Below are 24,830 nucleotides of genomic sequence, written 5' to 3'. Positions count from 1 at the left end.
GGTGTTCCGGCGACGACCGAACCGGGCCCGTATACTGGGAGGCTGGCCGTTCGGCCACCTCCCCATCTCCATCGACGGATCGGACTTCCGCTGTGCTCGCCGTGCACGACCTCGAGATCCGCGTGGGCGCCCGCGTGCTCATGTCGGACGTCTCCTTCCGCGTCTCGGACGGCGACAAGATCGGTCTCGTCGGCCGCAACGGCGCCGGCAAGACGACGCTGACCAAGGTCCTCGCGGGCGATCTCATCCCCGCGGACGGCAAGGTCGAGCGCTCCGGCGAACTGGGCTACCTGCCCCAGGATCCGCGCTCGGGCGACCCCGAGATGCTGGCGCGGACGCGCATCCTCGACGCACGCGGCCTCGGCTCGCTCGCGATCGGCATGCACGAGGCATCCCTTGCGATGGGTGACGACGACGAGGCGGTCGCCGCGAAGGCGATGCGCAAGTACGCGAATCTCACCGAGCGCTTCGAGGCGCTCGGCGGCTACGCGGCAGAGGCCGAGGCGGCGTCCATCGCCCACAACCTCTCGCTGCCCGACCGCATCCTCGACCAGCCGCTGAAGACCCTGTCGGGTGGTCAGCGCCGCCGCATCGAGCTTGCGCGCATCCTGTTCTCGGACGCGCAGACGATGATCCTCGACGAGCCGACGAACCACCTCGACGCCGACAGCGTCGTGTGGCTGCGCGAGTTCCTCAAGGGCTACAAGGGCGGGCTCATCGTGATCTCGCACGACGTGGAGCTCGTCGGCGAGACGGTCAACCGCGTCTTCTACCTCGACGCGAACCGCCAGGTCATCGACGTCTACAACATGAACTGGAAGAACTACCTGCGCCAGCGGGTGGCCGATGAGGAGCGCCGCAAGAAGGAGCGCGCCAACGTCGAGAAGAAGGCCACCGTCCTGCAGCAGCAGGCGGCCCGGTTCGGCGCCAAGGCGTCGAAGGCCGCCGCGGCCCACCAGATGGTGGCGCGCGCCGAGAAGATGCTCGCGGGCCTCGACGAGGTGCGCCAGGAGGAGCGGGTGGCGAAGCTGCGCTTCCCGAAGCCCGCTCCCTGCGGCAAGACGCCGCTCATGGCCTCGGGCCTGTCGAAGTCCTACGGCTCGCTCGAGATCTTCACGGATGTGGACCTCGCGATCGACCGCGGCTCGAAGGTCGTGATCCTCGGCCTCAACGGTGCCGGAAAGACGACGCTGCTGCGCATCCTCGCGGGCGTCGACCAGCCCGACACCGGACAGCTCGAGCCCGGTCACGGTCTCAAGATCGGCTACTACGCGCAGGAGCACGAGAACCTCGACGTGTCGCGCTCGGTGCTCGAGAACATGATGTCGGCGGCGCCCGACATCACCGCCACCGACGCGCGCAAGGTGCTGGGGTCCTTCCTGTTCACCGGGGATGACGTGCTGAAGCCCGCCGGCGTGCTCTCCGGCGGCGAGAAGACGCGGCTGTCGCTTGCGACCCTCGTCGTGTCGTCGGCGAACATGCTGCTGCTCGACGAGCCCACGAACAACCTCGACCCCGCGTCGCGCGAGGAGATCCTCGGCGCGCTCGCCCACTACGAGGGCGCGGTGGTGCTCGTGTCGCACGACGAAGGTGCCGTCGAGGCGCTCAACCCCGAGCGCGTGCTCATCCTCCCCGACGGCGTCGAAGACATCTGGGGTCGCGACTACGCGGACCTCGTGTCGCTCGCGTAGCGCGTCGGCAACGCGCACAGCGGCGGAGGCCTTGCGCGACACGCGGCAAACGGATGCCTCGACCCGGCGTGTCGCCGAAGAACTCCGATTCTGTGCTCGGGGTCAGCGGCCGGCGGCGTCGAGCAGCGCGTCCTCGTCCTCGGCGTCGCGGTCGCGGCGACGGCGCGGTGCCGGCGGCGCGGTGGCCGGGGCATCCGTTCCGCCTGCCTCCGACGGGGCGTCCTCCGCATCCTCGCGACGGTGGCGGCGCTCGGTGCGGATGACATAGCCGATGAAGACGAATCCCATCACCGCGAACAGGATCCACTGGATCGCGTACGAGAGATGGGGCCCGGGGTCCTCGGACGGGGGCTCGAGGGCGCTCGGCGCGGTCGCCGGGGCCGGGTCCTCCGACACCATGACGCCGTAGGCGCTCCGCTCGAAGGCCTCGCGCGCGGTAGGCGAGATCGTGTCGGCGATGAGGCCGAGGTTGATCGTGGGGACCTGTCCCTCGGGCGCCGAGCGACCCGACGAGGGCAGGGGCTCGCCCGGGCGCAGGCGCACGACCACGGTCGCCTCGCCGGACGGGGGAGCCGGGATCGCGTCGGGGACGGGCTGGTCCTGGCCCGGCGGCACCCAGCCGCGGTCGACCAGCAGCACGCGGCCGTCGTCGAGGCGGAAGGGCACGAGCACCTCGAAGGCCGAGGTTCCGCCGTGCGGGCGGTTGCGCACCAGGAGCTGTTCGTCGGTCAGGTACGTCCCGGTGAGGGTCACCGGGTGCCATTCGTCACCGGGCGAGAAATCGCCGCCGGCAGGGAGGAGCTCGGCCAACGGCACCGGGACGGCGTCGTAGTTCTCGGCGACGAGCGCGAGCTGCCCGGAGCGCTCCTGGTTGCGCGTGAACTGCCAGTTCGACAGGAAGGCGCACGCGATCGCGAACACGACCGCGAGGGCGATGTAGATCGCCCAGCGGCCCGCGCGGGGCAGGCTCTGCATGCTCACGGAGCGCGGGCTCATCGGGCGGCCTCCGTCGGAGCGAGAGGCGCGACCCCCACCGGGAAGTCGCGTGCGGCGAGGAACTCGCGGAGGTACCCTACGTGCTCGTCGCACGCCACCCAGGTCTTGCGGCGGTCCTCCGCGTGGATGCGGGGATTGCGCCAGTCGATGCGCCAGCGCGCCGCGGCGCGGCAACCTGCGCGCGAGCAGACCGCGTCGGCGACCTGGTCGGGTCCGGCGTCGCTCATGCGGTCGGGTCCGCCTCGTCGGTGGGCTTGTCGTCCGTGCGCTCGTCGTCCGCCGGGATCGCCCGGGTCTCCTCGATGCGGATCACCGGGGTTCCGGTCGCAGCCGTCGTGGGTGCGGCGGGCAGCGCGGGCTCGGGATCCTCGCGGCGGTTGCGCCGCGCCTCCTGACCGACGTTCGCGGAGACGACTGCGATGTACGGCAGGAAGATCGCCGCGGCGCCGAAGAGCCACGTGTACCAGCCGTACGGCGTGATGACCACCATGAGGATGAAGCACGCGACGCGGATGCCCATCGTGATCAGGTAGCGGGTCGAGCGCGCGTCGACGTCGTCGCGCGGGGAACGCGGCAGGGATGTCGCCGACGGGGCGTGGCTCGAACTCTTCACGGTACTTCCAGGGTACGCCGGTTGCACCGCGTGATCGCCCCGGGAACGGGTCCCGGGGCGAGCGGTTTCAGGAGTACGTGCCGTACTGCCCGTACATCCCCACGAGGAAGGAGAAGAACAGGATCGCCGCGATGGTCCCGAGGATCGCGAGCCCCAGTCCCACCCAGCCGACGATGGTGCCGGCCAGCGCCATTCCGCGCCCCTGCTCGCCGTTCGTCTTGAGCTGGTTGAGCGACATGTGGCCGGTGATCACGCCCACGACCGAGCCGATGAACGGCAGGATGACGAAGGCCGAGATCGACGCGATGAGCGACACGATCGCCAGCGTGTTCGTCTTCGCGGGCGCGCCGTAGCCGTACGCGGGGGCTGCGCCGTACGCGGGAGCGGAGCCGTATGCCGGAGTGGCACCGTAGGCGGGCGCGCTGCCCGCGGGCGAGCCGTAGGCGGGCGGGGGATAGGCCCCCTGAGCGGGCGGAACCGGCGGGTACGAGCCCGGCTCCGGTGCGGGGTTCTGCGGGGTGTTGTCGCTCACGGGGCGGCCTTTCTTCGATGTCTGGGACCAGAGTCCCAGCGCCGCGGCGGGGGTGTCAAACACGCCGGCCGATCGGGGCGCCGCCGGTAGGCTGGTGCGGATCCGCCACAACCCCCGGGAGTGCCACCATGTCCACCGATCGCGTCGTCCTCGTCACCGGCGGAAACCGCGGCATCGGCCGCGCCATCGCGGAGCGCTTCGTCGCCGAGGGCTACAAGGTCGCCGTCACCGCGCGCTCCGGCGAGGGACCCGAGGGCACCCTCACCGTGCGGGCGGATGTGACGGATGCCGCAGCCGTCGACGCCGCCTTCACCGAGGTCGAGAACACGCTGGGCCCGGTCGAGATCGTCGTCGCGAACGCCGGCATCACGAAGGACACCCTCCTGCTGCGCATGACCGAGGACGACTTCGACAGTGTCGTCTCGACCAACCTCGGCGGCGCATTCCGCGTCGTCAAGCGCGCCTCCAAGGGGATGCTGCGCGCCCGCTGGGGCCGCGTCGTGCTGATCTCGAGCGTCGTCGGGCTGTACGGCTCGGCCGGTCAGATCAACTACGCCGCCTCGAAGAGCGCGCTCGTCGGGTTCGCGCGCTCGCTCACCCGTGAGCTCGGAGCCCGCGGCATCACGGCGAACGTCGTGGCCCCCGGCTTCATCGAGACCGACATGACGGCCGAGCTCTCGGACGACACGCAGGCCGAGTACAAGAAGAACATCCCCGCCGGGCGCTTCGCGTCGCCCGACGAGGTGGCCGGCGTCGTGACGTGGATCGCCTCGGACGACGCGGCCTACATCTCCGGCGCCGTGATCCCGGTCGACGGCGGCCTCGGCATGGGGCACTGACCGCAGCACTCCGCGCGACGTCGGCGTTCTCAGGCGATCGCCTGCAGGATCGCCTCGGCGACGGCGCCGGGCCGTGAGAACTGCGGCCAGTGGCCGGTCGGGTCTCCGGGGGAACCGAGCTCGATGATGTCGAGGTGCTCGAGGGCGGCGAGTTCGGCCGCCCAGGGCGGTGCCGCCGCGATGATCTCGCGGATCTGCGCCTCCGCCACCGTGCCGGTGATCATCGTCGCCGGAACGGCGCGCCGTCGCTCGTCGGTGAGCCGGATCGGATCGGTCGGCACCCGCTCGGGCACTGACTTCGCGCGTGCCGCGGCCTCCGCCCGCGTCTGCCGGTCGAGGTCGGCGATGTCGGGCTCGTCGAAGAAGTCCCAGCCGGGGAAGGGGATGACACCGTCGACGACGGGGAACTCGGAGATGGAGCCGCCGTCGCCGGGAGGGAACGTGTCGAGGAAAACGACCCGGGCGACCCGGTCGGGCCGCGCATCGACGGCGCCGTAGGCGACGTTGCCCCCGCCCGAATGACCGACGAGCACGACAGGGCCGTCGAGCCGATCGATCTGCGCGACCGTCGCGGCGATCCAGTCGGCGATGCCGATGCCCGCGGACTCCGTGGCGGAGGCGCCGACCCCCGGCATGGTGAGCGCGTGCGTGCGGTGGCCGGCGGCTTCGAGGGCGGGGTCGACGTCGCCCCACGACGACGCGTCGAGCCACAGCCCGGGAACGAGGATGATGTGCATGCTCCGACGCTACCGACGGCGCCCGACATCGGAACAGCCCCGCCTGGGGCGACGAGCGCGATTACGGCAGCAGCGGGATGACCTCGGCGAGGTCGACCGGACCGACGACCAGGTCGGCGCGTTCGCGCACCGCGGGCTTCGCATTGAAGGCGACGCCGAGCCCGGCGACGGCCATCATCTCGAGGTCGTTCGCGCCGTCGCCGATCGCCAGCGTGCGGCTGAGGGGCACGCCGCGCTCGTCGGCCCATTCGCGGAGGGCGGCGGCCTTGCCCGCAGCATCCACGATCCCGCCGTCCACTGCGCCGCTCAGCACGCCGTCCCGCGTGGCGAGCCGGTTGGCGCGCCACACGTCCACCCCGAGGTCGGGGGCGACCGTGTCGAGGATCTCGTGGAACCCGCCCGACACCACGCCCACGGCGCCGCCGCGCTCGTGCACCGCCGCGATCAGCTCGCGGACGCCCGGCGTGGGCTCGATGCGCGCGAGCACGCGCGCGAACGCCGCGACGGGCACGCCCTCGAGGGCCTCGACGCGGGAGCGCAGGCTGGTCGCGAAATCGACCTCGCCGCGCATCGCGGCCTCGGTCGCCGCCGCGACCTCCTCGCCGCGTCCTGCCTCATCGGCGATCAGCTCGATGACCTCGTTGCGGATGAGCGTGGAGTCGGCGTCGAGCACGACGAGGAAGCGGGCGGGCGCGGCAGGCATGCTCCCACGCTAGCCGGACCGGATGCCGCCGCTCGCCGTGTGTCAGCGCTCGACGCGGAACCCCTTGCCGACGACGGTGATGCCGCTGTCGGTGATCGTGAAGCCGCGCGCGAGGTCCTTGTCGCGGTCGACGCCGACCGTGGCGCCGTCCTCGAGCACCACGTTCTTGTCGAGGATCGCGCGGTGCACCCGGGCGCCCGCACCGACGTGCACGTGATCGAAAAGCACCGAGTCGGTGATCGTCGACCCGCCGCCGGCGAGCGTCCACGGACCCACCACGCTGCGCTCGAGGTGCGTGCCCGACAGCACCGACCCGAGCGACACGATCGAGTCGATCGCGTTGCCGATGCGGCCGACCGAATCGCGCACGAACTTCGCGGGCGGGGAGTTGACCGCCTGCGAGTGGATCGGCCAGTCCATGTTGTACAGGTTGAACACCGGCAGCGTCGAGATGAGATCGCGGTGCGCGTCGAAGAACGAGTCGATGGTTCCCACGTCACGCCAGTAGTACCGGTCGCGATCGGTCGAACCCGGCACGTCGTTGCGGTTCATGTCGTACACGCCGGCCTCGCCGCGGTCCACGAAGTAAGGGATGATGTCGCCGCCCATGTCGTGGTTCGACGTGGGCAGCTCCCCGTCGGACTCGACGGCCTCGATGAGCGCGTCGGTGTCGAAGATGTAGTTGCCCATCGAGGCGAGCACCTGGTTGGGCGCGTCGGCCAGGCCCACGGCGTTCTGCGGCTTCTCGAGGAACTCGCGGATGCGCATCGGATCCTCGGGGTCGACGTCGATCACGCCGAACTGGTTCGCCAGCGAGATCGGCTGACGGATGCCGGCGACCGTTGCCCGCGCGCCCGATTCGATGTGGGCGGCGAGCATCTGCCGGAAGTCCATGCGGTAGACGTGGTCCGCGCCGATGACGACCACGATGTCGGGCTGCTCGTCGTTGATGAGGTTGAGGCTCTGCAGGATGGCGTCCGCCGATCCCGAGAACCAGCGCTTGCCCAGGCGCTGCTGCGCGGGCACCGACGTGACGTAGGAGTCCAGGAGCGCCGACATGCGCCACGTCTGCGAGATGTGGCGGTCGAGGCTGTGGGACTTGTACTGCGTCAGCACCACGATCTGCCTCAGGCCCGAGTTGATCAGGTTCGAGATCGCGAAGTCGATGAGCCGGTACTGGCCTCCGAACGGGACGGCGGGCTTGGCGCGATCCGCGGTCAACGGCATCAGCCGCTTCCCTTCGCCGCCGGCGAGGATGATTCCGAAGACCTTGGGTGCAGCTGGCATGCGACCCACACTATGACGCGTTCCGGCCCGTGTACTAGCGTTCGACACATGCGAGTCGACATCGTCACCAAGGAGTACCCGCCGGAGATCTACGGCGGCGCCGGTGTGCACGTGACGGAGCTCGTCAAGGCGCTCCGCTCGAGCATCGATGTCCGGGTGCGCGCGTTCGGCGCCGCCCGCGACGAGGAGGGCACCACGTCGTACGGCGTTCCGGCGGAGCTGGGCGCCGCCAACGCCGCGGTGCAGACGCTCGGCACGGATCTCGAGATCGTGACGGATGTCGCGGGCGCCGACGTCGTGCACAGCCATACCTGGTACGCGAACTTCGCCGGGCACCTCGCGTCGCTGCTGCACGGCATCCCGCACATCGTGACCGCCCACAGCCTCGAGCCGCTGCGCCCGTGGAAGGCCGAGCAGCTCGGCGGCGGCTACGCCGTCTCGAGCTGGATCGAGAAGTCGGCGTACGAGGGCGCCGCGGCCATCGTCGCGGTGAGCAACGGCATGCGCGAAGACATCCTGCGCAGCTACCCGGCGCTCGACCCCGGGCGCGTCCGCGTGATCTACAACGGCATCGACGTCGAGGCGTGGCACCCCGTCGAGGACCCCGCGCTGCTGGCCGAGCTGGGGATCGACCCGGCGAAGCCGTCGGTGGTCTTCGTCGGCCGCATCACGCGCCAGAAGGGCCTGCCGTACTTCCTCCGCGCCGCCGAGCGCCTGCCCGCCGACGTGCAGGTGATCCTCGCCGCCGGCGCGCCCGACACCCCGCAGATCATGGCGGAGGTCGAAGAGCTCGTCCGCGGGCTCCAGGAGACCCGCGAGGGCGTGGTGTGGCTCGATCGGATGCTCTCGCGCCACGAGCTGTGCACGATCCTGAGCGCGGCGACCACCTTCGTCTGCCCGTCGGTCTACGAGCCGCTCGGCATCGTGAACCTCGAGGCGATGGCCTGCGGCGCCGCCGTCGTCGGGACGGCGACCGGCGGCATCCCCGAGGTCGTCGTCGACGGTGTCACAGGGCGCCTCGTGCCCATCGAGCAGGTGCAGGACGGCACAGGCACCCCGACGGACCCCGAGCAGTACGTGTCGGACCTCGCGCGTGTGCTCACCGAGGTCGTGAGCGATCCGGAGCGCGCGCGCGAGTACGGCGCCGCCGGACGGAAGCGCGCGACCGAGGATTTCAGCTGGCAGCGCATCGCCGACCAGACGGCCGCGCTGTACGCGGAGGTGGTCTCCGGCGGCCGATAGGCTGTCAGCATGCCCCAGGTGCTCGAGTTCTCCGACGTCGTCGTCCGCCGAAACGCCCGGAACATCGTCGACCACCTGAACTGGACGATCAACGACGACGAGCGCTGGGTGGTCCTCGGACCCAACGGCGCCGGCAAGACCACCGTGCTCCAGATGGCCGACACGCTGCTGCACCCCACGTCGGGCGTCGTGACCATCCTCGGCGAGCGTCTCGGCCGCACCGACGTCTTCGAACTGCGGCCCCGGATCGGGTTCGCGTCCTCCGCGATGGCGCGTCGCGTGCCGCCGGAGGAGACCGTGCTCAACGTCGTCCTGACGGCGGCGTACTCCGTGCTCGGCCGCTGGCGCGAGGACTACGAGGACATCGACGAGCGCCGCGCGCTGCGCGTGCTCGCGGAGTGGAAGCTCGACCACCTCGCCGACCGCACCTTCGGCACCCTCAGCGACGGCGAGCAGAAGCGCGTGCAGATCGCCCGTGCCGTCATGACCGACCCCGAGCTGCTGCTCCTCGACGAGCCGACCGCCAGCCTCGACCTGGGCGCGCGCGAAGAGCTGCTGATCCTGCTCGGCGGCTACGCCCAGGCGCCGACGACGCCGGCGATGATCATGGTCACGCACCACGTCGAGGAGATCCCCATCGGATTCACCCACGTGCTGCTGCTGCGCGACGGCCAGGCCGTGGCATCCGGTCCGATCCGCGAGACCCTCACCGCCGAGGCGCTCACCGACACGTTCGGCGTGCCGATCCGCCTCAGCGAGGAGGGCGGCCGCTTCGCGGCACGCGCCGCGCACTGAGCCCCGAGAGACTGCCGGTTCGGCGTCCGCGCGGGAGACTGGTAGAATCTCTCTTTGGTGCATTCGCACCCCAGACTTTGACCGCCCTGGCAAAATCCAGGGCACCATCCTCAAAGGACCATCATGAAGACTGACCTCCACCCGGACTACCAGGCCGTCGTGTTCCGTGACCTCGGCTCGGGCGAGACCTTCCTCACCCGCTCGACGGTGACCAGCGACAAGACGATCGAGCTCGACGGTGTCGAGTACCCCGTCATCGACGTCGAGATCTCGTCGGCCTCGCACCCGTTCTACACGGGCAAGCAGCGCATCATGGACTCGGCCGGCCGTGTCGAGAAGTTCAACCAGCGCTTCAAGAACTTCGGCGGCTCCAAGTAAGCCTCAGCTCTTCCGGAAGACCCCGCTTCGGCGGGGTCTTCTGCGTTTCCGGGACGGGCGGGCGACGCCGGTCAGCGGATCGGCCAGCGACCGTCGAGACGGTCGTCGGGATCGATCCTCCCGATGCGGATGAAGTACTCGGTGAGGCTCTCCGCCTGGGCACGGGCCCAGCCGATCTGGCGGGTGTGCAGTTCGTGCGCCGTGTCGGGCAGCCACGGCGCGAATCGCTCCGCGAGCGCCTGCGCGACGCGGCCGGCAGCGACCGCGTCGGCCGATGCCTCGTGCGCGGCGTCCAGTCGCACGGCGTAGTGTGCGGCGACGACCTCCAGCGTGCGCTTGCCTTTGCGCCACCGGTCGTACGCCTTGTCGACGACGAGGGGATCGATCACGGGCGACGGATCCTCGATCGGCGCGATGTCGTGCCGCAGCGACTCGTGCTTCAGCAGTGAGAAGTCGAACGGCGCGTTGTAGGCGACGACGGGGATTCCGGCATCGAGCAGGGCGCGGACGGCCGTGACCACTTCGTCGACCACCTCGGCGGCCGGTCGGCCGTTCGCGCGGGCGTGCTCCGTGGAGATGCCGTGGATCGCGCTCGCGCCGTCGGGGATCTCGACGCCGGGATCGGCCAGCCAGTCGCGGGCGCGGATGACGCAGCCCGATGCATCCAGCAGACCCACGTGGGCCGTGACGATGCGATCGGCGGCGACATCGATGCCGGTGGTCTCGAGATCGAACACCCCGACCATGCGCACCCAGTCCGGCGCATCCCACAGCGGCAGCTGTTCGGGATGCGGGCGGCTCATGCCGTTCACGGTATGCGTCGCCTCCGACATCCGGGGGCAGGCACTCCGCGCACAGCCGGGACCCGGGGGAGTCCTCGTAGACTCGACGGGTGACAGCGCCCAACCCGTACGCCCCGCTCCTCGACGTGATCCCGGTCGAGCGGCGCGAGGCCGCCGTTCTCGGCGGCACGACGGCGTATTGGGTCTACGGTCCCGCCGACGCCGAAGCGACCATCGTCGCGGTGCACGGATTCCGCGGCGAACACCACGGTCTCGAGCCGGTCGTCGCGCACCTCCCGAGCGTCCGCGTGATCTCACCCGACCTTCCCGGCTTCGGCGAGACGGCGCCCGTCCCGGGCCGCACCCACGACCTCGACCTCTACGCCGAGTGGCTCCGTGAGTTCGCCGCGGCGGTCGCACCGGGATCCGTGATCCTCGGGCACTCGTTCGGCTCGATCGTCGTCGCGGCGGCCGTCGCCGGCGGCCTCGGGACGCCGCGGGTGATCCTCGTGAACCCGATCGGCGCTCCGGCGCTGGAGGGCCCGAGAGGCATCCTCACGAGGCTGGCGGTCTTCTACTACTGGGCAGGCGCGAAGCTGCCGAAGCGGCTCGGCGAGGCCCTGCTGCGCAACGGGCTCATCGTGCGGGTGATGAGCGTGTCGATGGCGAAGACCAAGGACTCCGGCATCCGTCGATTCGTGCACGATCAGCACGACACCTACTTCTCACGCTTCGCCGACCGCGACGTGCTGCACGACGCCTTCGTGGCGTCGGTGTCGAACGACGTGCGCGCGTTCGCACCGCGCATCGCCCAGCCGACGCTGCTGGTCGCCGCCGTGAGGGACGACATCACGCCCATCGAAGCCGAACGCATGCTCGCGAGGATGTTCCCGGACGCGGAGCTGGTGGAGATCCCCGACGTCGGGCACCTCATCCACTACGAGACGCCGGCGGCAGCCGCCGACGCGATCACGCAGTTTCTCGCGCCTTCCGACGCCGGTACGCGTTGACGTTCATGCGGTTGCCGCAGTTGCCGGTGTCGCAGTAGCGCTTGGAGCCGTTCTTCGAGTAGTCGATGTAGACGGAGTCGCAGTCGTCCGCGGAGCAGATGCGCACCCGGTCGTACTCGTCGGAGCGGATGACGTCCACGAAGGCCATCGCCGCCTCGACGAGGATGCGGGTCGCGAGCGGTGCATCGTCGCTCGTGGCGTGCACGTGCCAGTCGAAGCCGTCATGGCGGACGAGGCGGGGCAGTGCGCTGCCGTCTGCGAGCATCTCGTTGACCAGCGGGACGGCGCCGTCGCGGTCGACCTCCCACAGCTGCCGCAGACGCGGGCGGATCGCACGGATCGCCGCGAGCTCCTGCTCCTCGCGCCGGATGAGCCCCGTGTACGGGTTCACCACCAGGTACTCGTCGAACTCTTCGAGGGTGGTGAGCGTGTCCTCGTCGTCGTAGCCGGGCAGCGTGTTGACCAGGTAGGCGGCCGCGCGGAGGCTCAGCTCCGTGTCACGAATGAAAACCACGTTGACTCCTGACATACAGTTCCACTACTGTCACCAGTGTAAGCAGTGTTCACCCCTGACAGCCGGATGCCGCCCATGACCGTCTCGACCGCGTCCCTTCCCGTCATCGCCCCGAGCGCGGCCTTTCGCGCGCACGCGCGAATGCGCACCAGCGGGCTCGTGATGGGCGTCGCCTCGGCGCTGGCGTTCTCGTCGAGCGGTCCCTTCGTGAAGCCCCTGCTCGAGGCCGGCTGGTCGCTCGGGGCGGCGCTGCTGGTTCGCATGGGAGTCGCCGGCCTCGTGCTCTCGCCGGCGCTGTTCCTCGCGATCATGCGGCAGCGCGGCTTCCTCAAGCGGCACTGGCGGCTCATCGTCGGCTTCGGCCTGATGCCGGTGCTGGGCTGTCAGCTCTTCTTCTTCTCGGCGATGCAGCGGATGCCGGTGGCCGTGGCGCTGCTGATCCAGTACCTCGCGCCGGTCATGCTCGTCGTCGCGATCTGGGTGCGCACGCGCACAGCGCCGTCGGCGCTCGTGCTGTGGGGCTCCGCGGTCGCGATGGTCGGCCTGGTGCTCGTCGTCGACATCTCGGGCGCCTCGTTCGACCTGATCGGAACGCTGCTCGCCCTCGCCGCCGCGGTGTGCGTGTGCGCGTACTTCGTGATCTCGGAGCGGGCCGGCGACGACCTGCCGCCGCTCGCGTTGGCCGCCAGCGGCCTGCTCACCGGTGCGATCGTCATGGGCGTGCTGTGCCTCACCGGCATCATGCCCTTCCAGGCGCCGGCGGTCGATGTGGTGCTCGCAGGCGTAGCGGTGCCGTGGTGGATGCCGCTGTTCTGGGTGGCCGCGATCGCGACGACGCTGGGCTACGCGCTGGGCGTGATGGCCGTCCCGCGCATCGGCTCGCGGGTCGCCTCGTTCGTCGGGCTCTCGGAGGTGCTGTTCGCCCTCATGTTCGCGTGGGTCTTCCTCGCCGAGGTGCCCGCGCCCATCCAGTTCGTCGGTGGGGCGCTGATCCTCGTCGGCGTGGTTCTCGTGCGCGCCGACGCGTCGTCGACCGGAAACCCGAAGGGCGCCGCGGCTACGACTCCCGTCGTGCCAGCTCCATGAGCGGCGTCACGCGATGGGCGATCACCTCGCCCATCACGAGCGACGTCTCGGTGCGCTCGACACCCTCGATCGCGAGGATGCGGGCGTCGGTGTCGAAGAGGTGCTGGGTGTCGCGGCACGCGACACGCACCAGCAGATCCACCTGACCGGACAACCCGTGCGCCTGCACGACCTCCGGGACGCGGGCGAGTTCGACGGCGATGCGGGGCAGATCGGCCTGACGCACGATGACGCTGATGAACGCCTCGATCGGGAACCCGAGAGAGGCGGACGAGATGGCTCGCTCGTACGACAGGAAGACCCCCGCCTTCTCCAGGCGCGACATGCGCGCCTGGACGGTGTTGCGCGAGAGGCCGAGTCGTTCGGCGAGTGCGACGACGGTCGCGCGCGGGTCGGCGGAGAGCGCTGCCAGCAGCTCCAGGTCGACGTGATCGAGGGCACTCATAGTGCGAAACGTTAGCACGCCTTTTATAGGCGTGAGTTGTCAACATGCTCAAGAAGTCCTCGAATGCTTGAGCGAGGTGCGATGCGGACGTACCGTTGAAGCAGCCGGCGAAGTGGCCGGCGCACGCGAAGCGGCTCCTCACGAGGGGGCCCGCAACGAGGAGTGATGACGATGACGCACACCCTGACACCCACAGCGGATCTCGCCACCGATATCGAGGATGTCGCGCGACTGCTGACCCCTGACGGCGAGCGCATCGCCGACCCCGAGCTCGATCGCTGGGTGGCCGACGTCGACGCCGCGACACTGCGCGGCCTCTACCGCGACATGGTTCTCCTGCGGCGCATCGACACCGAGGGCGTCGCTCTGCAGCGGCAGGGCCAGCTGGGCCTGTGGCCGCCTTGTCAGGGCCAGGAGGCCACCCAGATCGGCACCGCACGCGCCCTCCGCGCCGATGACTTCGCCTTCCCGAGCTACCGCGAGACCGGCGTCGTCTACGCCCGTGGCGGCAAGCCCGCGGACTTCGTGCTCGCCTGGCGTGGCGAGGAGCACTCCACCTACAACCCCTACGACATCAACACCGCCACGCAGCAGATCATCATCGGCGCGCAGGCGCTGCACGCGGTCGGTTACGCGATGGGCGTGCAGCGCGACGGCACCGACCAGGTGTCGGTCGCCTACTTCGGCGACGGCGCGTCGAGCCAGGGCGACGTCAACGAGGCGATGGTGTTCGCCTCCTCCTTCCGTGCGCCCGTGGTGTTCGTGTGCACCAACAACCAGTGGGCGATCTCGGAGCCCGTCACGGTGCAGGCGAAGTTCCCGATCGCCGGGCGTGCCCCGGGCTTCGGCATCCCCAGCATGCGCGTCGACGGCAACGACGTGCTGGCGTGCTTCGCGGCGATGCGCTGGGCGCTCGACAACGCGCGCCGCGGCAACGGCCCCGCCTTCATCGAGGCGGTCACCTACCGCATGGGTCCGCACACCACGTCGGACGACCCGACCCGGTACCGCGACAAGGAAGAGGTCGAGAAGTGGCGCCGCCGCGACCCGATCGCGCGCGTCGAGGCACTCCTGCGGTCGCGCGGCGAGTTCGACGAGGCGTTCGTGACGAGCGTCGAGCACGATGCCGATGCCCTCGCCGCGGCCGTGCGCGAGGCGGCGACGACCGCGAAGACCCGCGACCCGCTGACCGTGCTCGACAACGTCTACGCGGAGCCCCACTCGGGCCTCGCGGAGCAGCGCGAATGGTTCGGCGCGTACCTCGACGGGTTCGCCCCGGCAGCCGAGGGGGTGCGACGATGACGCAGCTGACGATGGCGAAGGCCATCAACGAAGGACTCCGCCGCGCGATGGCGGAGGACGACAAGGTCCTCGTCATGGGCGAGGACATCGGAAAGCTCGGCGGCGTCTTCCGCATCACCGACGGCCTCCTCGACCAGTTCGGGGCGCAGCGCGTGGTCGACACGCCGCTCGCCGAGGCCGGCATCATGGGCACCGCCGTGGGGCTCGCGTTCCGCGGCTACCGGCCCGTCGTCGAGATCCAGTTCGACGGCTTCGTGTACCCGGCGTTCGACCAGATCGTGTGCCAGGTCGCGAAGCTGCACTACCGCACGCGCGGCAATGTGAAGATGCCGATCACGATCCGCATCCCGTGGGCAGGTGGCGTGGGTGCCGCGGAACACCACTCGGAGTCGCCCGAGGCCTACTTCGTGCACACGTCGGGCCTGCGTGTGATCGCGGTGTCGAACCCGCAGGACGCCTACGTCATGCTGCGGCAGGCGATCGCGTCCGACGACCCGGTGGTCTACTTCGAGCCCAAGCGGCTGTATCACACCAAGGGCGAGGTCGACCTCGACGTCCAGCTCGCGGACGCCCCGCCGATGGGCCTGGCCCGCGTGGCCCGCGAGGGCAGCGACGTCACGCTGCTGACCTACGGCTCACAGGTGCTCACAGCCCTGGACGCCGCCACGGCGGCCGAGGACGACGGCGTCTCGATCGAGGTCATCGATCTGCGCTCGATCTCGCCGGTGGACTACCGCACGGTGACCGCCTCCGTCCGCAAGACCGGGCGCGTCGTGGTCACCCACGAGGCCGCCCGCGAGGCGGGCGTCGGCGCCGAACTGGTCGCGAGCGTCACCGAGCGCTGCTTCAACTATCTCGAGGCGGCGCCGCAGCGCGTCACCGGGCATGACATCCCTTACCCGCCCGCGAAGCTCGAGAAGCACCACCTGCCGGACCTCGACCGGATCCTCGACGCCGTCGACCGCGTCATGGACCGGCCGAACAGCCTGAGCGGGGTGCTGGACTGATGGCGATGCAGGACTTCACGCTCCCCGACCTCGGGGAAGGACTCCCCGAAGCCGAGCTCGTGCAGTGGCTCGTCGCCGTCGGCGACACGGTCACCCTCAACCAGACCATCGCCGAGGTCGAGACCGCGAAGGCCGTCGTCGAATTGCCGTCCCCGTACGCCGGCACCATCACGGCACTGCACGCCGAAGCGGGCGATGTCGTCGCGGTCGGCTCGGTGCTGATCTCCTTCGACCTCGGCGGAACGGATGCTGCGTCGCCGGCGCCTGCCTCGGAAACACAAGCCTCCGCCCCGGAGCTCGCGGCGAGCGCTCCGGCCGAGGCGGCGAAATCCGAGCCCAACCTCGTGGGCTACGGCGCCACGCCCCAGGGGGCCGGGCGCCCGCAGCGCCGCGCGCGTGTCGCGGGCTCGGTGGCCGCGGCATCCGACACCGCCGTCCTCGAGGCGGCTCCGCACGACGCGATCCAGTTCGCCGACGTCGTGGAACGCCCGGTCGAGCGCCCGCGTTCGACACCGCCGGTGCGGCAGCTCGCCAAGCAGCTGGGCATCGACCTGGCCCTCGTCGAGGCGAGCGGCGCGTCCGGCGTCATCACGCGTGCCGACGTCGAGGCCTACGCGACCCGCGTGGGCGCCACGGCGACGGCGCCGGCTGCGGCCGAGCCCGTCGAGACCTTCGAGATGCCGATGCCGGCCGCCGCGGGGGAGCGCACGACGCGCACGCCGATCCGCGGGGTGCGGCGCATGACCGCGGACGCGATGGTGCGCAGCGCCTTCACCGCTCCGCACGTCACGACGTTCCTGACGGTCGACGTGACGGCGACGAGCGAGCTCATCGCCTCGCTGAAGGGCGACCGCGACCTGCAGGAGCATCGGATCGGGATCATGGCTGTGGCGGCGAAGGCCGTGTGCCTCGCGCTGGGCCGCCACCCCGGCCTCAACTCGAAGTGGGACGACGAGGCGGGCGAGATCGTCGAACACCACTATGTGAACCTCGGCATCGCCGCCGCGACCGGGCGCGGGCTCGTGGTGCCGAACATCCGCGATGCCCAGGAGCTGACGCTGGCCGAACTGGCCGACGCCATCCGCGGGCTCGCGGAGACCGCGCGCGCGGGCAAGACGTTGCCGGCCGACATGATGGGCGGCACGTTCTCGATCACGAACGTCGGTGTGTTCGGCGTCGACGCCGGGACGCCGATCATCAACCCCGGAGAGGCGGGCATCCTCGCGCTCGGCGCGGTGCGCCGCCAGCCCTGGGAGCATCGCGGCGAGATCGCGCTGCGCGATGTCATGACGCTCGCTCTGTCGTTCGATCACCGGCTGGTCGACGGCGAGCAGGGGTCGCGGTTCCTGGTCGATGTCGCGGGCATCCTCCGCGAGCCCGGGCGTGCGATGCTGTTGCGCTGACGAGCCGCTGACCGGCCGGCACCTTGGGGGCCGGCCGGTCAGTCCATCTTCGGGTAGAAGAGTCCGAGCCCGTGCTTGTGCAGCACGTCATATACCTCGGCGTAGGTCTCCGGCTCCGCGGAGCCGGGAGCCGCATAGCGCGCGAGCAGCAGACCCAGCAGGCCGCGTCCGGGCGGGCTGAGCGGCTTGTGCCTGTGGGGGCCGTGCTCGAGGTCGCTCACCTCGTCCTCGGCCGGATTCGGCGGCACGTACATCGGGTGCACCACCGGCCAGGTGGCGGGGTCGCGGGGAGTGTCGAGGTTCACGATCGAGAACAGGTCGCGCGCCTCAGCGTCGCGCCTCGTCAGCGGACGCAGCCCGTGCAGCCGGGCCAGCGTGGCGACCACCGCCGCGTGATGCATCTCGTCGTGCACGATCGTGCCGGCCCGCGTGTAGGCCGACACCGCGATCGCCGGCACGCGCACCCCGAGACGGTCGAACGCGAAGCCCATCTCGCCAGGTTCGTCGTCGGCGACGGGGGGCGTCGCCGCGGGAGGCGGCACGTGGTCGTACGTCCCGCCGTGCTCGTCGAAGGTGATCAGCAGCATCGTGTTCATCGCGTTCGATCCGTCCGCCGTCGCGCTCGCCTTGATCGCGTCGTAGACGTCGGCCACGAGCTTCTCGCCCGCGCGCACGTCGGACACGGCGGAGTCGACGACCGTGGAGCCGTCGACATCGCTCTCGCGGAGGGCGCCGAACGGCGGATGGAAGTCGTTGTGGTTGTAGACGAGCCGCGGCTCGATGAACGCGTACGCCGGCAGCTTGCCCGCCTTCGCGTCGTCGAAGAACTCCGACATGTGGCCGAATCGCCCGGTGCGCCAGTGCTTCTCCAGCACCGGGGCGTGCAGGATGCCGGTGAGCGAGACGAGCTGCATCTCGTCGAAGTACACCTTCCAGGGGATTCCGGCTTCCTCGAGCCGGTTGAAGATCGTCGGCGTCGTGGCGGCGTCGAGCCACTTGTCGTAGCCTCCGCCGTGCTTGTTGGTGACGAAGCCGTGCGACGTCGACGCGTGGAAGAACGAGCGGTTGCAGTACGTCTGCGACGGCACCGCCGCGAACCACGCGTCGAAGACCGCGAAACCCTTCGCGAGGGTCGACAGCACCGGGAGCTGCTCGGGGGAGAAGCCGCCCATGATGTGCGACGCATCGTCGATCGTGGGCTCCTTGCCGTGGCGCAGCCGCGTCAGGTTGTTCCAGTAGTCGTGGAGGAAGCCCTCCATCGTCGGCGCGGTGCCGGACGGCGGCGCGTTGAACGGGGCGGCCATGTCGCCCACCTGGCTCGCGGCGTTGTCCCGCGGGTCGACCACGCCGAACAGCTGCGTGTTGACGTGCGGGAACTCCTCGCCGGGATCCGGGTCGGGCCGAGCCATCACGTCGTCGGTGGGTCCCGAATAGGCGTGCACGGCGACGCGCTCGCCGGAGGGCGCGGTGTTGGCGTAGTCGCCGAACGCGAGCCCGTCGAAGGTGGCGCCCTCTGGCAGGTTCTCGGGCGTGTAGAGCCATCCCAGGAGGTTGTCGAACGACCGGTTCTCGCCCATCAGGACGACGACGTGATCGAAGCCCGGCTCTGATCGCGGCGGCACGGCGCCGAAGTCGACCGACCCCTCGCGATACCCGATCGTGTGGCCGATGGAGGCGCCGGCCGCGGCGCCCACGGCGCCGCCCACGACCAGGCCCGCCGCGGCGACACCGCCGAGCTTCAGGAAGTCCCGCCGCGAGCTGGCGTCGCCCGACGCCGGCGCACGCGACTCCGCGGGCGTGTCGGTGGCGTCGACGTGCCTCGCCCCGGCGTCGTCGTGCTGGCCATGCCCCGTCATGGTCCGTCCAGACTATGCCCCTCGGCGGCCTCAGGCGGTCAGTGAGGCGTGCGCCATCGTGCGCAGGATGCCGCGTATATCGCGTTCGCCGGGGCGCGACCGCGACGCGCGAACCGTGTGGGGCGTCGAGTTGATGAGGCCGAAGCAGGCGTGTGCGCGCACGCGCAGGTCGTCCTCGTCCCGGTCCGGGTGGACGGTGGAGAGGATGCCGATCCACACCTCCACGTACTCCCGCTGCAGACGGCGCACGGTGTGGCGGTCGTCGTCGCTGAGGCTCGCGAGATCGCGGTCCTGCACGCGGATGACGTCGGCGTCGCGCAGCGCGAACTCCACGTGGAAGGCGATGATCGCGTCCAGCTGGTCGGCGGCCTCGTGATGAGCCGAGATCACCGTGCGCCCGCCCGCCAGCAGCCGCTCGCTCACCTCGACGAGGATGGCGCCGAGCAGCGCCTGCTTGTTGGCGAAGTGGCGGTAGAGGGCGGGACCGCTGACGCCGACGGCTCCGCCGATGTCTTCGAGACTGACGCCGCTGAAGCCGCGTTCGGCGAAGAGGGCCGCCGCCTCGTGGAGGATCGCCGCGTGGCGGTCGGCCTTCGCGCGATCGCGATCGGTCACACCGTTCGTCATCTGCTGCTCCGCTTGTAAATCCAGTTAAGGCTCGCTAACCTGAACCTCAGTTAGTGAACACTAACCAATCCGATCGCGTCTCGACAACGGACGTGATCCGATCGTGACGTCGAGGAAGATGCGCGGGAGATCCGGATGAGCGTGCTGAGCACCACCGCGGTGCACGACGAGGCCTTCGCGCGCACGCGCGACGCCCAGCGGGACCTGGCCCAGAAGCTGCGGGAGCGGCTGGCAGCAGCATCCGTCGGCGGACCCGCCGCGTCGCGCGAGCGGCATGTCGCGCGCGGCAAGCTGCTGCCGCGCGACCGTGTGACACGCCTGCTCGACGAGGGGAGCCCGTTCATCGAGGTCGCGCCGCTCGCCGCGGAGGGCCTCTACGACGGCGAAGCCCCCGCCGCGGGCGTGATCGCGGGGATCGGGCTGGTGCACGGGCGGCATTTGATGGTGGTGTGCAACGACGCGACGGTCAAGGGCGGGACGTACTACCCGCTCACCGTCAAGAAGCACCTGCGGGCGCAGGAGATCGCCCTCGAGAACCGCCTGCCCTGCGTCTACCTCGTCGATTCCGGCGGCGCTTTCCTGCCGATGCAGGACGAGGTGTTCCCCGACCGCGATCATTTCGGCCGCATCTTCTTCAACCAGGCACGGCTGTCGGCGGCGGGCATCCCGCAGATCGCCGCCGTGCTCGGCTCGTGCACCGCCGGCGGCGCCTACGTGCCCGCGATGAGCGACGAGACGGTGATCGTGCGCGGCCAGGGCACGATCTTCCTCGGTGGCCCGCCCCTGGTGAAGGCCGCGATCGGCGAGATCGTGACCGCTGAGGAGCTCGGCGGGGGAGAGCTGCACGCCCGCCGCTCCGGGGTCGTCGACCACCTCGCCGAGGACGACGAGCACGCGCTCGAGATCGTGCGCGACATCGTCGCGACCCTGCCGGCGCCGGCGGAACCCGCGTGGGAGGTCGTTCCGGCGGTCGAGCCGGTGGCCGAGGCATCCGATCTGTACGGAGTCGTGCCGGTCGACGTGAACCAGCCCTACGACGTGCGCGAGGTGATCGCGCGGCTCGTCGACGGCAGTGAGCTGCACGAGTTCAAGCGCGAGTACGGCGACACGCTCGTCACCGGCTTCGCGCGCATCCACGGGCACCCCGTCGGCATCGTCGCCAACAACGGCGTGCTGTTCAGCGAGTCCGCTCAGAAGGGCGCCCACTTCATCGAGCTGTGCGATCAGCGCGGGGTGCCGCTGCTGTTCCTGCAGAACATCTCGGGCTTCATGGTGGGACGCGACGCCGAGGCGGGCGGCATCGCGAAGGACGGCGCCAAGATGGTCACTGCCGTCGCGACCACACGGGTGCCGAAGCTCACGGTCGTCATCGGCGGGTCGTTCGGCGCCGGCAACTACTCGATGTGCGGACGCGCGTACTCCCCCCGGTTCCTCTGGACGTGGCCGGCGAGCCGGATCTCCGTCATGGGCGGCCCCCAGGCCGCCTCCGTCCTCTCGACGGTCAAGCGCGACCAGCTCGAGGCGCGCGGCGAAGAGTGGTCCACGGCGGAGCAGGCGGACTTCGAGGCCCCGATCCGCGCCCGATACGAGGAGCAGGGCGACCCGTATTACGCGACCGCCCGGCTGTGGGACGACGGCGTGGTCGACCCGCTCGACACCCGGGACCTCCTGGGCCTCGCGCTCGACGTCGTCGCGCGCACCCCGCTCCCCGAGCCGCGCTTCGGCGTCTTCCGGATGTGAATCATGAACACTTCTGACCCTTCGCGGACCGCCGTGCGCGAGTCTGCGGCATCCGATGCCCTGTTCGACACCGTCCTGGTGGCCAACCGCGGTGAGATCGCCCGCCGGGTGATCCGCACGCTCCGGCGCCTCGGCATCCGCTCGGTCGCCGTCTACAGCGATGCCGACGCCGACGCGCCGCACGTGAGCGAGGCCGACGAGGCCGTCCGCATCGGGCCCGCCGCGGCCGCGCAGTCGTACCTCGACATCGGCGCCGTGGTCGCCGCGGCGGTCGCGAGCGGCGCGCAGGCCGTCCACCCGGGCTACGGCTTCCTGTCGGAGAACGTCGCTTTTGCACGCGCCTGCGCCGAGGCGGGAATCGTCTTCATCGGGCCCGGCGAGCGTGCGCTCGAGGTGATGGGCGACAAGATCCGTGCGAAGGAGCACGTGTCGTCGTACGGCGTGCCGACGGTGCCCGGGTTCAGTGCGGCGGGGATGACGGATGCTGAGATCACGGCGTCCGCCGAGCGTGCGGGCTTCCCCCTCCTGGTGAAGCCGTCGGCGGGCGGCGGCGGCAAGGGGATGCAGGTGGTGCGCTCGGCCGCGGAGCTGCCGGACGCGCTCGCGACCGCGCGCCGCGTCGCGGCCGCCGCGTTCGGCGACGACACGCTCCTCCTCGAACGGCTCATCGAACGCCCGCGGCACATCGAGGTGCAGGTGCTCGCCGATGCGCACGGGAGCGTCGTCCACCTCGGCGAGCGCGAGTGCACGCTGCAGCGCCGCCACCAGAAGGTGATCGAGGAGGCGCCGTCCCCGGCGGTCGACGCCGACACCCGCGCCCGCCTGGGCGCGGCGGCCTGCGCGGCCGCGGCATCCGTCGACTATCGCGGGGCAGGCACGGTCGAGTTCCTGGTCGCAGCCTCCCGGCCCGACGAGTTCTTCTTCATCGAGATGAACACGCGCCTGCAGGTCGAGCACCCCGTCACCGAGCTTGTGACCGGCTTCGACCTGGTCGAGCAGCAGCTGCGGATCGCCGCGGGGGAGCCGCTCGCGCTCTCGCGGGACGACGTGCGCCTCGACGGCCATGCGATCGAGGCCCGTGTGTACGCGGAGACGCCGGAGCGCGGCTTCCTCCCGGCCACCGGCGATGTGCTGGTGTGGCGGCCCGCCGAGGGCGTCCGCACCGATTCGGCGGTCGAGACCGCGAGCACCGTGACGGCGGACTACGACCCGATGATCGCGAAGGTCATCGCGCACGGCGCCGACCGCGCGGAGGCGCTCGCGCGTCTGGACGCCGCGCTCGCCGAGACGATCGTGCTCGGGCTCGACACCAACATCGGCTTCCTCCGCGCCCTGCTCGCCGAGGAGGGCGTGCAGACCGGCGACATGGACACGGGCCTCATCGACCGCATGCCGACGTACACGGCGGGTGCGCCGGGCGCTGCAGCGCTGGATGTCGCGGCCGCCGCGGCCGAACCCACGGGCAGGACGGACTCCGGAGTGCAGCGGCGGGCGAGCCCGCTGTGGCGCGCGGGATCGGGCTGGCGCTCGGGCGAGACGCCTGCCGCGCGCACGGTCTCGGTGGAGACCGCGGGAGGCGACGTGCTCGCGGTCCCCGTCCCCGCTGCGCCGGGCCTCGGCGACGGTGCGATCGACGCCCGCGACGCCGACGGGTGGGTCTGGGTGCACGCAGACGGCGCGACGCATCGCCTCCGCCCGCTCAGCCGCCGCGCCGCCATGGAGCGACGACTGGCGGCCCGCGAGCGTGCGGCCGCGGCATCCGATCCGCAACTGCGCGCCCCCATGCCGGGCGCGGTCGTCGCCGTGCACGTGGCCGACGGCGCGACCGTCGCCACCGGCGACCGGATCGTCACGATCGAGGCGATGAAGATGGAGCACCCCGTCCTCGCCCCGCACGACGGCGTCGTGCGCGTCGACGTCGCCGTCGGCGAACAGGTGCGCCGCGACCAGGTGCTCGCACACGTCTCACTCGCGGATGCGGCGGCCGCAGCATCCGATTCTCCCGACGACCCCACCGCGGACGCCCACGAGGCGCCCGCGCCGACCTCCTGACACCCGAGGAGCAGCAATGGACAGCTACGACACCTACGACCTCTCGGAGGACGAGCGCGAGCTCGCCGCGCTGGTGCGGCAGTTCGCCGACGAGGTCGTCGCGCCCGTCTCGTACGAGGCCGACCGCACGCACACCCTGCCGATGGACGTCGTCGCGCAGATGGGGGAGCTGGGGCTCTTCGGCCTGCCGTTCCCCGAGGAGTACGGCGGTCAGGGCGGCGACTACTTCGCGCTGTGCCTCGCGATCGAGGCGCTCGGCCGCGTCGACCAGTCGCTCGCGATCACGCTCGAGGCGGGCGTGAGCCTCGGTGCCATGCCGGTGTTCCGCTTCGGCAGCGAGCAGCAGAAGCAGCAGCTCCTGCCCGATCTGCTCGCCGGCCGCGCGCTCGCCGCGTTCGGGCTCACCGAGCCGGAGGCGGGATCGGACGCCGGGGCCACCCGCACCACGGCGCGCCGCGACGGCGACGAGTGGGTCATCAACGGCTCGAAGCAGTTCATCACCAACTCGGGCACCGACATCACACGGTTCGTCACGGTCACCGCGGTGACGGGCGAGACCGACGGCCGCAAGGAGATCTCGACCATCGTCGTGCCCCACGGCACGCCGGGGTTCACCGTCGAACCCGGCTACGACAAGGTCGGCTGGCGCGCGTCCGACACGCACCCGCTGACCTTCCAGGACGTGCGCGTGCCCGTGGCGAACCTGCTCGGCACCGAGGGGCGCGGCTTCGCGAACTTCCTCCACATCCTCGACGAGGGACGCATCGCGATCGCCGCGCTCGCCACGGGAGCGGCGGAGGGATGCCTCGACGCGGCCGTCGACTACGCCAAGAAGCGGACCGTGTTCGGCGACGCGCTCTCGACGCGGCAGGGGATCCAGTTCCTCCTGGCCCGCATGCAGCAGCGCGTGCACGTCGCGCGGCTCGCGTGGCACCACGCGGCGCGACTGCGGGACGCCGGCAAGCCCTTCAAGACGCAGGCGGCCATGGCGAAGCTCACCGCGAGCGACGCCGCCATGGACAACGCCCGCGACGCGACCCAGATCTTCGGCGGCAACGGCTTCATGAACGAGTATCCGGTCGCGCGGCACTACCGCGACTCGAAGATCCTCGAGATCGGCGAAGGCACGAACGAGGTGCAGCTGCTGGTGATCGCGCGGGCGCTGGGCGTGGCGTGAGGGTAGCGTGACAGAC

At 70.8% G+C, this 24,830-nt stretch carries 25 protein-coding genes; 13 read left to right on the top strand and 12 right to left on the bottom strand.

Annotated elements, in window-relative coordinates; translation table 11 throughout:
- Positions 1-92: 92 nt before the first annotated feature.
- Complete coding sequence (locus Q9R33_RS14745) at positions 93-1,691, top strand: ABC-F family ATP-binding cassette domain-containing protein (RefSeq protein WP_310246312.1); 1,599 nt, start codon at positions 93-95, stop codon at positions 1,689-1,691.
- Positions 1,692-1,793: 102 nt separating this feature from the next.
- Here Q9R33_RS14745 and Q9R33_RS14740 read toward each other — a convergent pair whose 3' ends face one another.
- From Q9R33_RS14740 to Q9R33_RS14725, 4 genes are all read right to left on the bottom strand, one after another.
- Positions 1,794-2,687 (bottom strand): SURF1 family protein, encoded by an 894-nt coding sequence (locus tag Q9R33_RS14740; RefSeq protein WP_056367176.1) that lies wholly within the window; start codon positions 2,685-2,687, stop codon positions 1,794-1,796.
- On the bottom strand, positions 2,684-2,914 hold the full coding sequence (locus tag Q9R33_RS14735) for a hypothetical protein (RefSeq protein WP_310246317.1): 231 nt from the start codon (positions 2,912-2,914) through the stop codon (positions 2,684-2,686). The genes Q9R33_RS14740 and Q9R33_RS14735 overlap by 4 nt, the downstream gene beginning before the upstream one ends.
- Positions 2,911-3,300: a DUF3099 domain-containing protein gene (locus tag Q9R33_RS14730; protein WP_056367178.1), complete on the bottom strand. Its 390-nt coding sequence runs from the start codon at positions 3,298-3,300 to the stop codon at positions 2,911-2,913. The genes Q9R33_RS14735 and Q9R33_RS14730 overlap by 4 nt, the downstream gene beginning before the upstream one ends.
- Positions 3,301-3,367: 67 nt before the next feature.
- On the bottom strand, positions 3,368-3,832 hold the full coding sequence (locus tag Q9R33_RS14725) for a DUF4190 domain-containing protein (RefSeq protein ID WP_056367179.1): 465 nt from the start codon (positions 3,830-3,832) through the stop codon (positions 3,368-3,370).
- A gap of 128 nt (positions 3,833-3,960) precedes the next feature.
- On the opposite strand from Q9R33_RS14725, the gene fabG reads away from it, so the two are divergent.
- Positions 3,961-4,671 (top strand): 3-oxoacyl-ACP reductase FabG, encoded by a 711-nt coding sequence (gene fabG, locus Q9R33_RS14720; protein WP_056367180.1) that lies wholly within the window; start codon positions 3,961-3,963, stop codon positions 4,669-4,671.
- 29 nt (positions 4,672-4,700) lie between these two features.
- Here the strand turns inward: fabG and Q9R33_RS14715 are convergent, their stop codons facing one another.
- From Q9R33_RS14715 to Q9R33_RS14705, 3 genes are all read right to left on the bottom strand, one after another.
- The gene (locus tag Q9R33_RS14715; protein ID WP_311294231.1) at positions 4,701-5,408 is read right to left on the bottom strand and encodes an alpha/beta hydrolase; all 708 of its coding nucleotides are present in this window, start codon (positions 5,406-5,408) and stop codon (positions 4,701-4,703) included.
- A 61-nt stretch (positions 5,409-5,469) separates the two neighbouring features.
- The gene (gene serB / locus Q9R33_RS14710; protein ID WP_311294230.1) at positions 5,470-6,111 is read right to left on the bottom strand and encodes a phosphoserine phosphatase SerB; all 642 of its coding nucleotides are present in this window, start codon (positions 6,109-6,111) and stop codon (positions 5,470-5,472) included.
- Between the two features lie 42 nt (positions 6,112-6,153).
- Positions 6,154-7,398 carry a glucose-1-phosphate adenylyltransferase gene (locus Q9R33_RS14705; RefSeq protein ID WP_056368223.1) on the bottom strand — a complete coding sequence of 415 codons (1,245 nt, stop codon included), beginning with the start codon at positions 7,396-7,398 and terminating at the stop codon, positions 6,154-6,156.
- Between the two features lie 48 nt (positions 7,399-7,446).
- Between Q9R33_RS14705 and glgA the strand changes: the two genes are divergently transcribed.
- The 3 genes from glgA (at position 7,447) to Q9R33_RS14690 (ending at position 9,813) form a co-directional block, all read left to right on the top strand.
- The gene (glgA, locus tag Q9R33_RS14700) at positions 7,447-8,640 is read left to right on the top strand and encodes a glycogen synthase (protein WP_311294229.1); all 1,194 of its coding nucleotides are present in this window, start codon (positions 7,447-7,449) and stop codon (positions 8,638-8,640) included.
- Positions 8,641-8,649: 9 nt separating this feature from the next.
- The gene (locus Q9R33_RS14695) at positions 8,650-9,435 is read left to right on the top strand and encodes an ABC transporter ATP-binding protein (protein ID WP_056367184.1); all 786 of its coding nucleotides are present in this window, start codon (positions 8,650-8,652) and stop codon (positions 9,433-9,435) included.
- A gap of 123 nt (positions 9,436-9,558) precedes the next feature.
- Positions 9,559-9,813: a type B 50S ribosomal protein L31 gene (locus tag Q9R33_RS14690; protein WP_045302322.1), complete on the top strand. Its 255-nt coding sequence runs from the start codon at positions 9,559-9,561 to the stop codon at positions 9,811-9,813.
- A 71-nt stretch (positions 9,814-9,884) separates the two neighbouring features.
- Here the strand turns inward: Q9R33_RS14690 and Q9R33_RS14685 are convergent, their stop codons facing one another.
- Positions 9,885-10,616 carry a 3'-5' exonuclease gene (locus Q9R33_RS14685; RefSeq protein ID WP_311294228.1) on the bottom strand — a complete coding sequence of 244 codons (732 nt, stop codon included), beginning with the start codon at positions 10,614-10,616 and terminating at the stop codon, positions 9,885-9,887.
- Positions 10,617-10,705: 89 nt separating this feature from the next.
- On the opposite strand from Q9R33_RS14685, the gene Q9R33_RS14680 reads away from it, so the two are divergent.
- Entirely contained in the window at positions 10,706-11,605 is a 900-nt protein-coding gene (locus Q9R33_RS14680; protein WP_310246337.1) for an alpha/beta hydrolase, read from the top strand.
- Here the strand turns inward: Q9R33_RS14680 and Q9R33_RS14675 are convergent.
- A complete protein-coding gene (locus Q9R33_RS14675; RefSeq protein WP_200919437.1) occupies positions 11,565-12,119 on the bottom strand; it encodes a CGNR zinc finger domain-containing protein in 555 nt (184 codons plus the stop codon). The genes Q9R33_RS14680 and Q9R33_RS14675 overlap by 41 nt on opposite strands.
- A gap of 75 nt (positions 12,120-12,194) precedes the next feature.
- On the opposite strand from Q9R33_RS14675, the gene Q9R33_RS14670 reads away from it, so the two are divergent.
- Complete coding sequence (locus Q9R33_RS14670) at positions 12,195-13,205, top strand: DMT family transporter (RefSeq protein WP_311294227.1); 1,011 nt, start codon at positions 12,195-12,197, stop codon at positions 13,203-13,205.
- Here the strand turns inward: Q9R33_RS14670 and Q9R33_RS14665 are convergent.
- Positions 13,177-13,650, bottom strand: a complete 474-nt coding sequence (locus Q9R33_RS14665; protein ID WP_045302332.1) for an Lrp/AsnC family transcriptional regulator — start codon at positions 13,648-13,650, stop codon at positions 13,177-13,179. The two genes, Q9R33_RS14670 and Q9R33_RS14665, sit on opposite strands and share 29 nt — an antisense overlap.
- Positions 13,651-13,815: 165 nt before the next feature.
- Here Q9R33_RS14665 and pdhA point away from each other — a divergent pair, with 165 nt between their 5' ends.
- Genes pdhA through Q9R33_RS14650 form a run of 3 tightly spaced genes read left to right on the top strand, consistent with a single transcriptional unit; the run spans position 13,816 to position 17,362 of the window.
- Entirely contained in the window at positions 13,816-14,952 is a 1,137-nt protein-coding gene (gene pdhA, locus Q9R33_RS14660) for a pyruvate dehydrogenase (acetyl-transferring) E1 component subunit alpha (RefSeq protein WP_310246339.1), read from the top strand.
- A complete protein-coding gene (locus Q9R33_RS14655) occupies positions 14,949-15,959 on the top strand; it encodes an alpha-ketoacid dehydrogenase subunit beta (RefSeq protein ID WP_056367188.1) in 1,011 nt (336 codons plus the stop codon). Before pdhA ends, Q9R33_RS14655 begins: the two co-directional genes overlap by 4 nt.
- Positions 15,959-17,362, top strand: coding sequence for a dihydrolipoamide acetyltransferase family protein (locus tag Q9R33_RS14650; RefSeq protein WP_311294226.1), 1,404 nt, complete (start codon positions 15,959-15,961; stop codon positions 17,360-17,362). The genes Q9R33_RS14655 and Q9R33_RS14650 overlap by 1 nt, the downstream gene beginning before the upstream one ends.
- A 38-nt stretch (positions 17,363-17,400) precedes the next feature.
- On the opposite strand, the gene Q9R33_RS14645 is transcribed toward Q9R33_RS14650, so the two are convergent.
- Positions 17,401-19,218 carry an alkaline phosphatase family protein gene (locus tag Q9R33_RS14645; RefSeq protein WP_311294225.1) on the bottom strand — a complete coding sequence of 606 codons (1,818 nt, stop codon included), beginning with the start codon at positions 19,216-19,218 and terminating at the stop codon, positions 17,401-17,403.
- Between the two features lie 30 nt (positions 19,219-19,248).
- Positions 19,249-19,845, bottom strand: a complete 597-nt coding sequence (locus Q9R33_RS14640) for a TetR/AcrR family transcriptional regulator (RefSeq protein ID WP_310246351.1) — start codon at positions 19,843-19,845, stop codon at positions 19,249-19,251.
- Positions 19,846-19,980: 135 nt separating this feature from the next.
- On the opposite strand from Q9R33_RS14640, the gene Q9R33_RS14635 reads away from it, so the two are divergent.
- From Q9R33_RS14635 to Q9R33_RS14625, 3 genes are read left to right on the top strand one after another with little or no spacing between them, the layout of a single operon-like run.
- Positions 19,981-21,585, top strand: a complete 1,605-nt coding sequence (locus tag Q9R33_RS14635; protein WP_311294224.1) for a carboxyl transferase domain-containing protein — start codon at positions 19,981-19,983, stop codon at positions 21,583-21,585.
- Positions 21,586-21,588: 3 nt separating this feature from the next.
- Complete coding sequence (locus Q9R33_RS14630; RefSeq protein WP_311294223.1) at positions 21,589-23,637, top strand: biotin carboxylase N-terminal domain-containing protein; 2,049 nt, start codon at positions 21,589-21,591, stop codon at positions 23,635-23,637.
- Between the two features lie 16 nt (positions 23,638-23,653).
- A complete protein-coding gene (locus tag Q9R33_RS14625; RefSeq protein ID WP_311294222.1) occupies positions 23,654-24,814 on the top strand; it encodes an acyl-CoA dehydrogenase family protein in 1,161 nt (386 codons plus the stop codon).
- Positions 24,815-24,830 lie beyond the last annotated feature (16 nt).

The organism is Microbacterium sp. PRC9 (assembly GCF_031844125.1).
In the GTDB taxonomy this organism is placed as follows: domain Bacteria; phylum Actinomycetota; class Actinomycetes; order Actinomycetales; family Microbacteriaceae; genus Microbacterium.
Note: the sequence above shows the minus strand (reverse complement) of the source record. Positions and strands in the feature narration are given on the sequence as shown.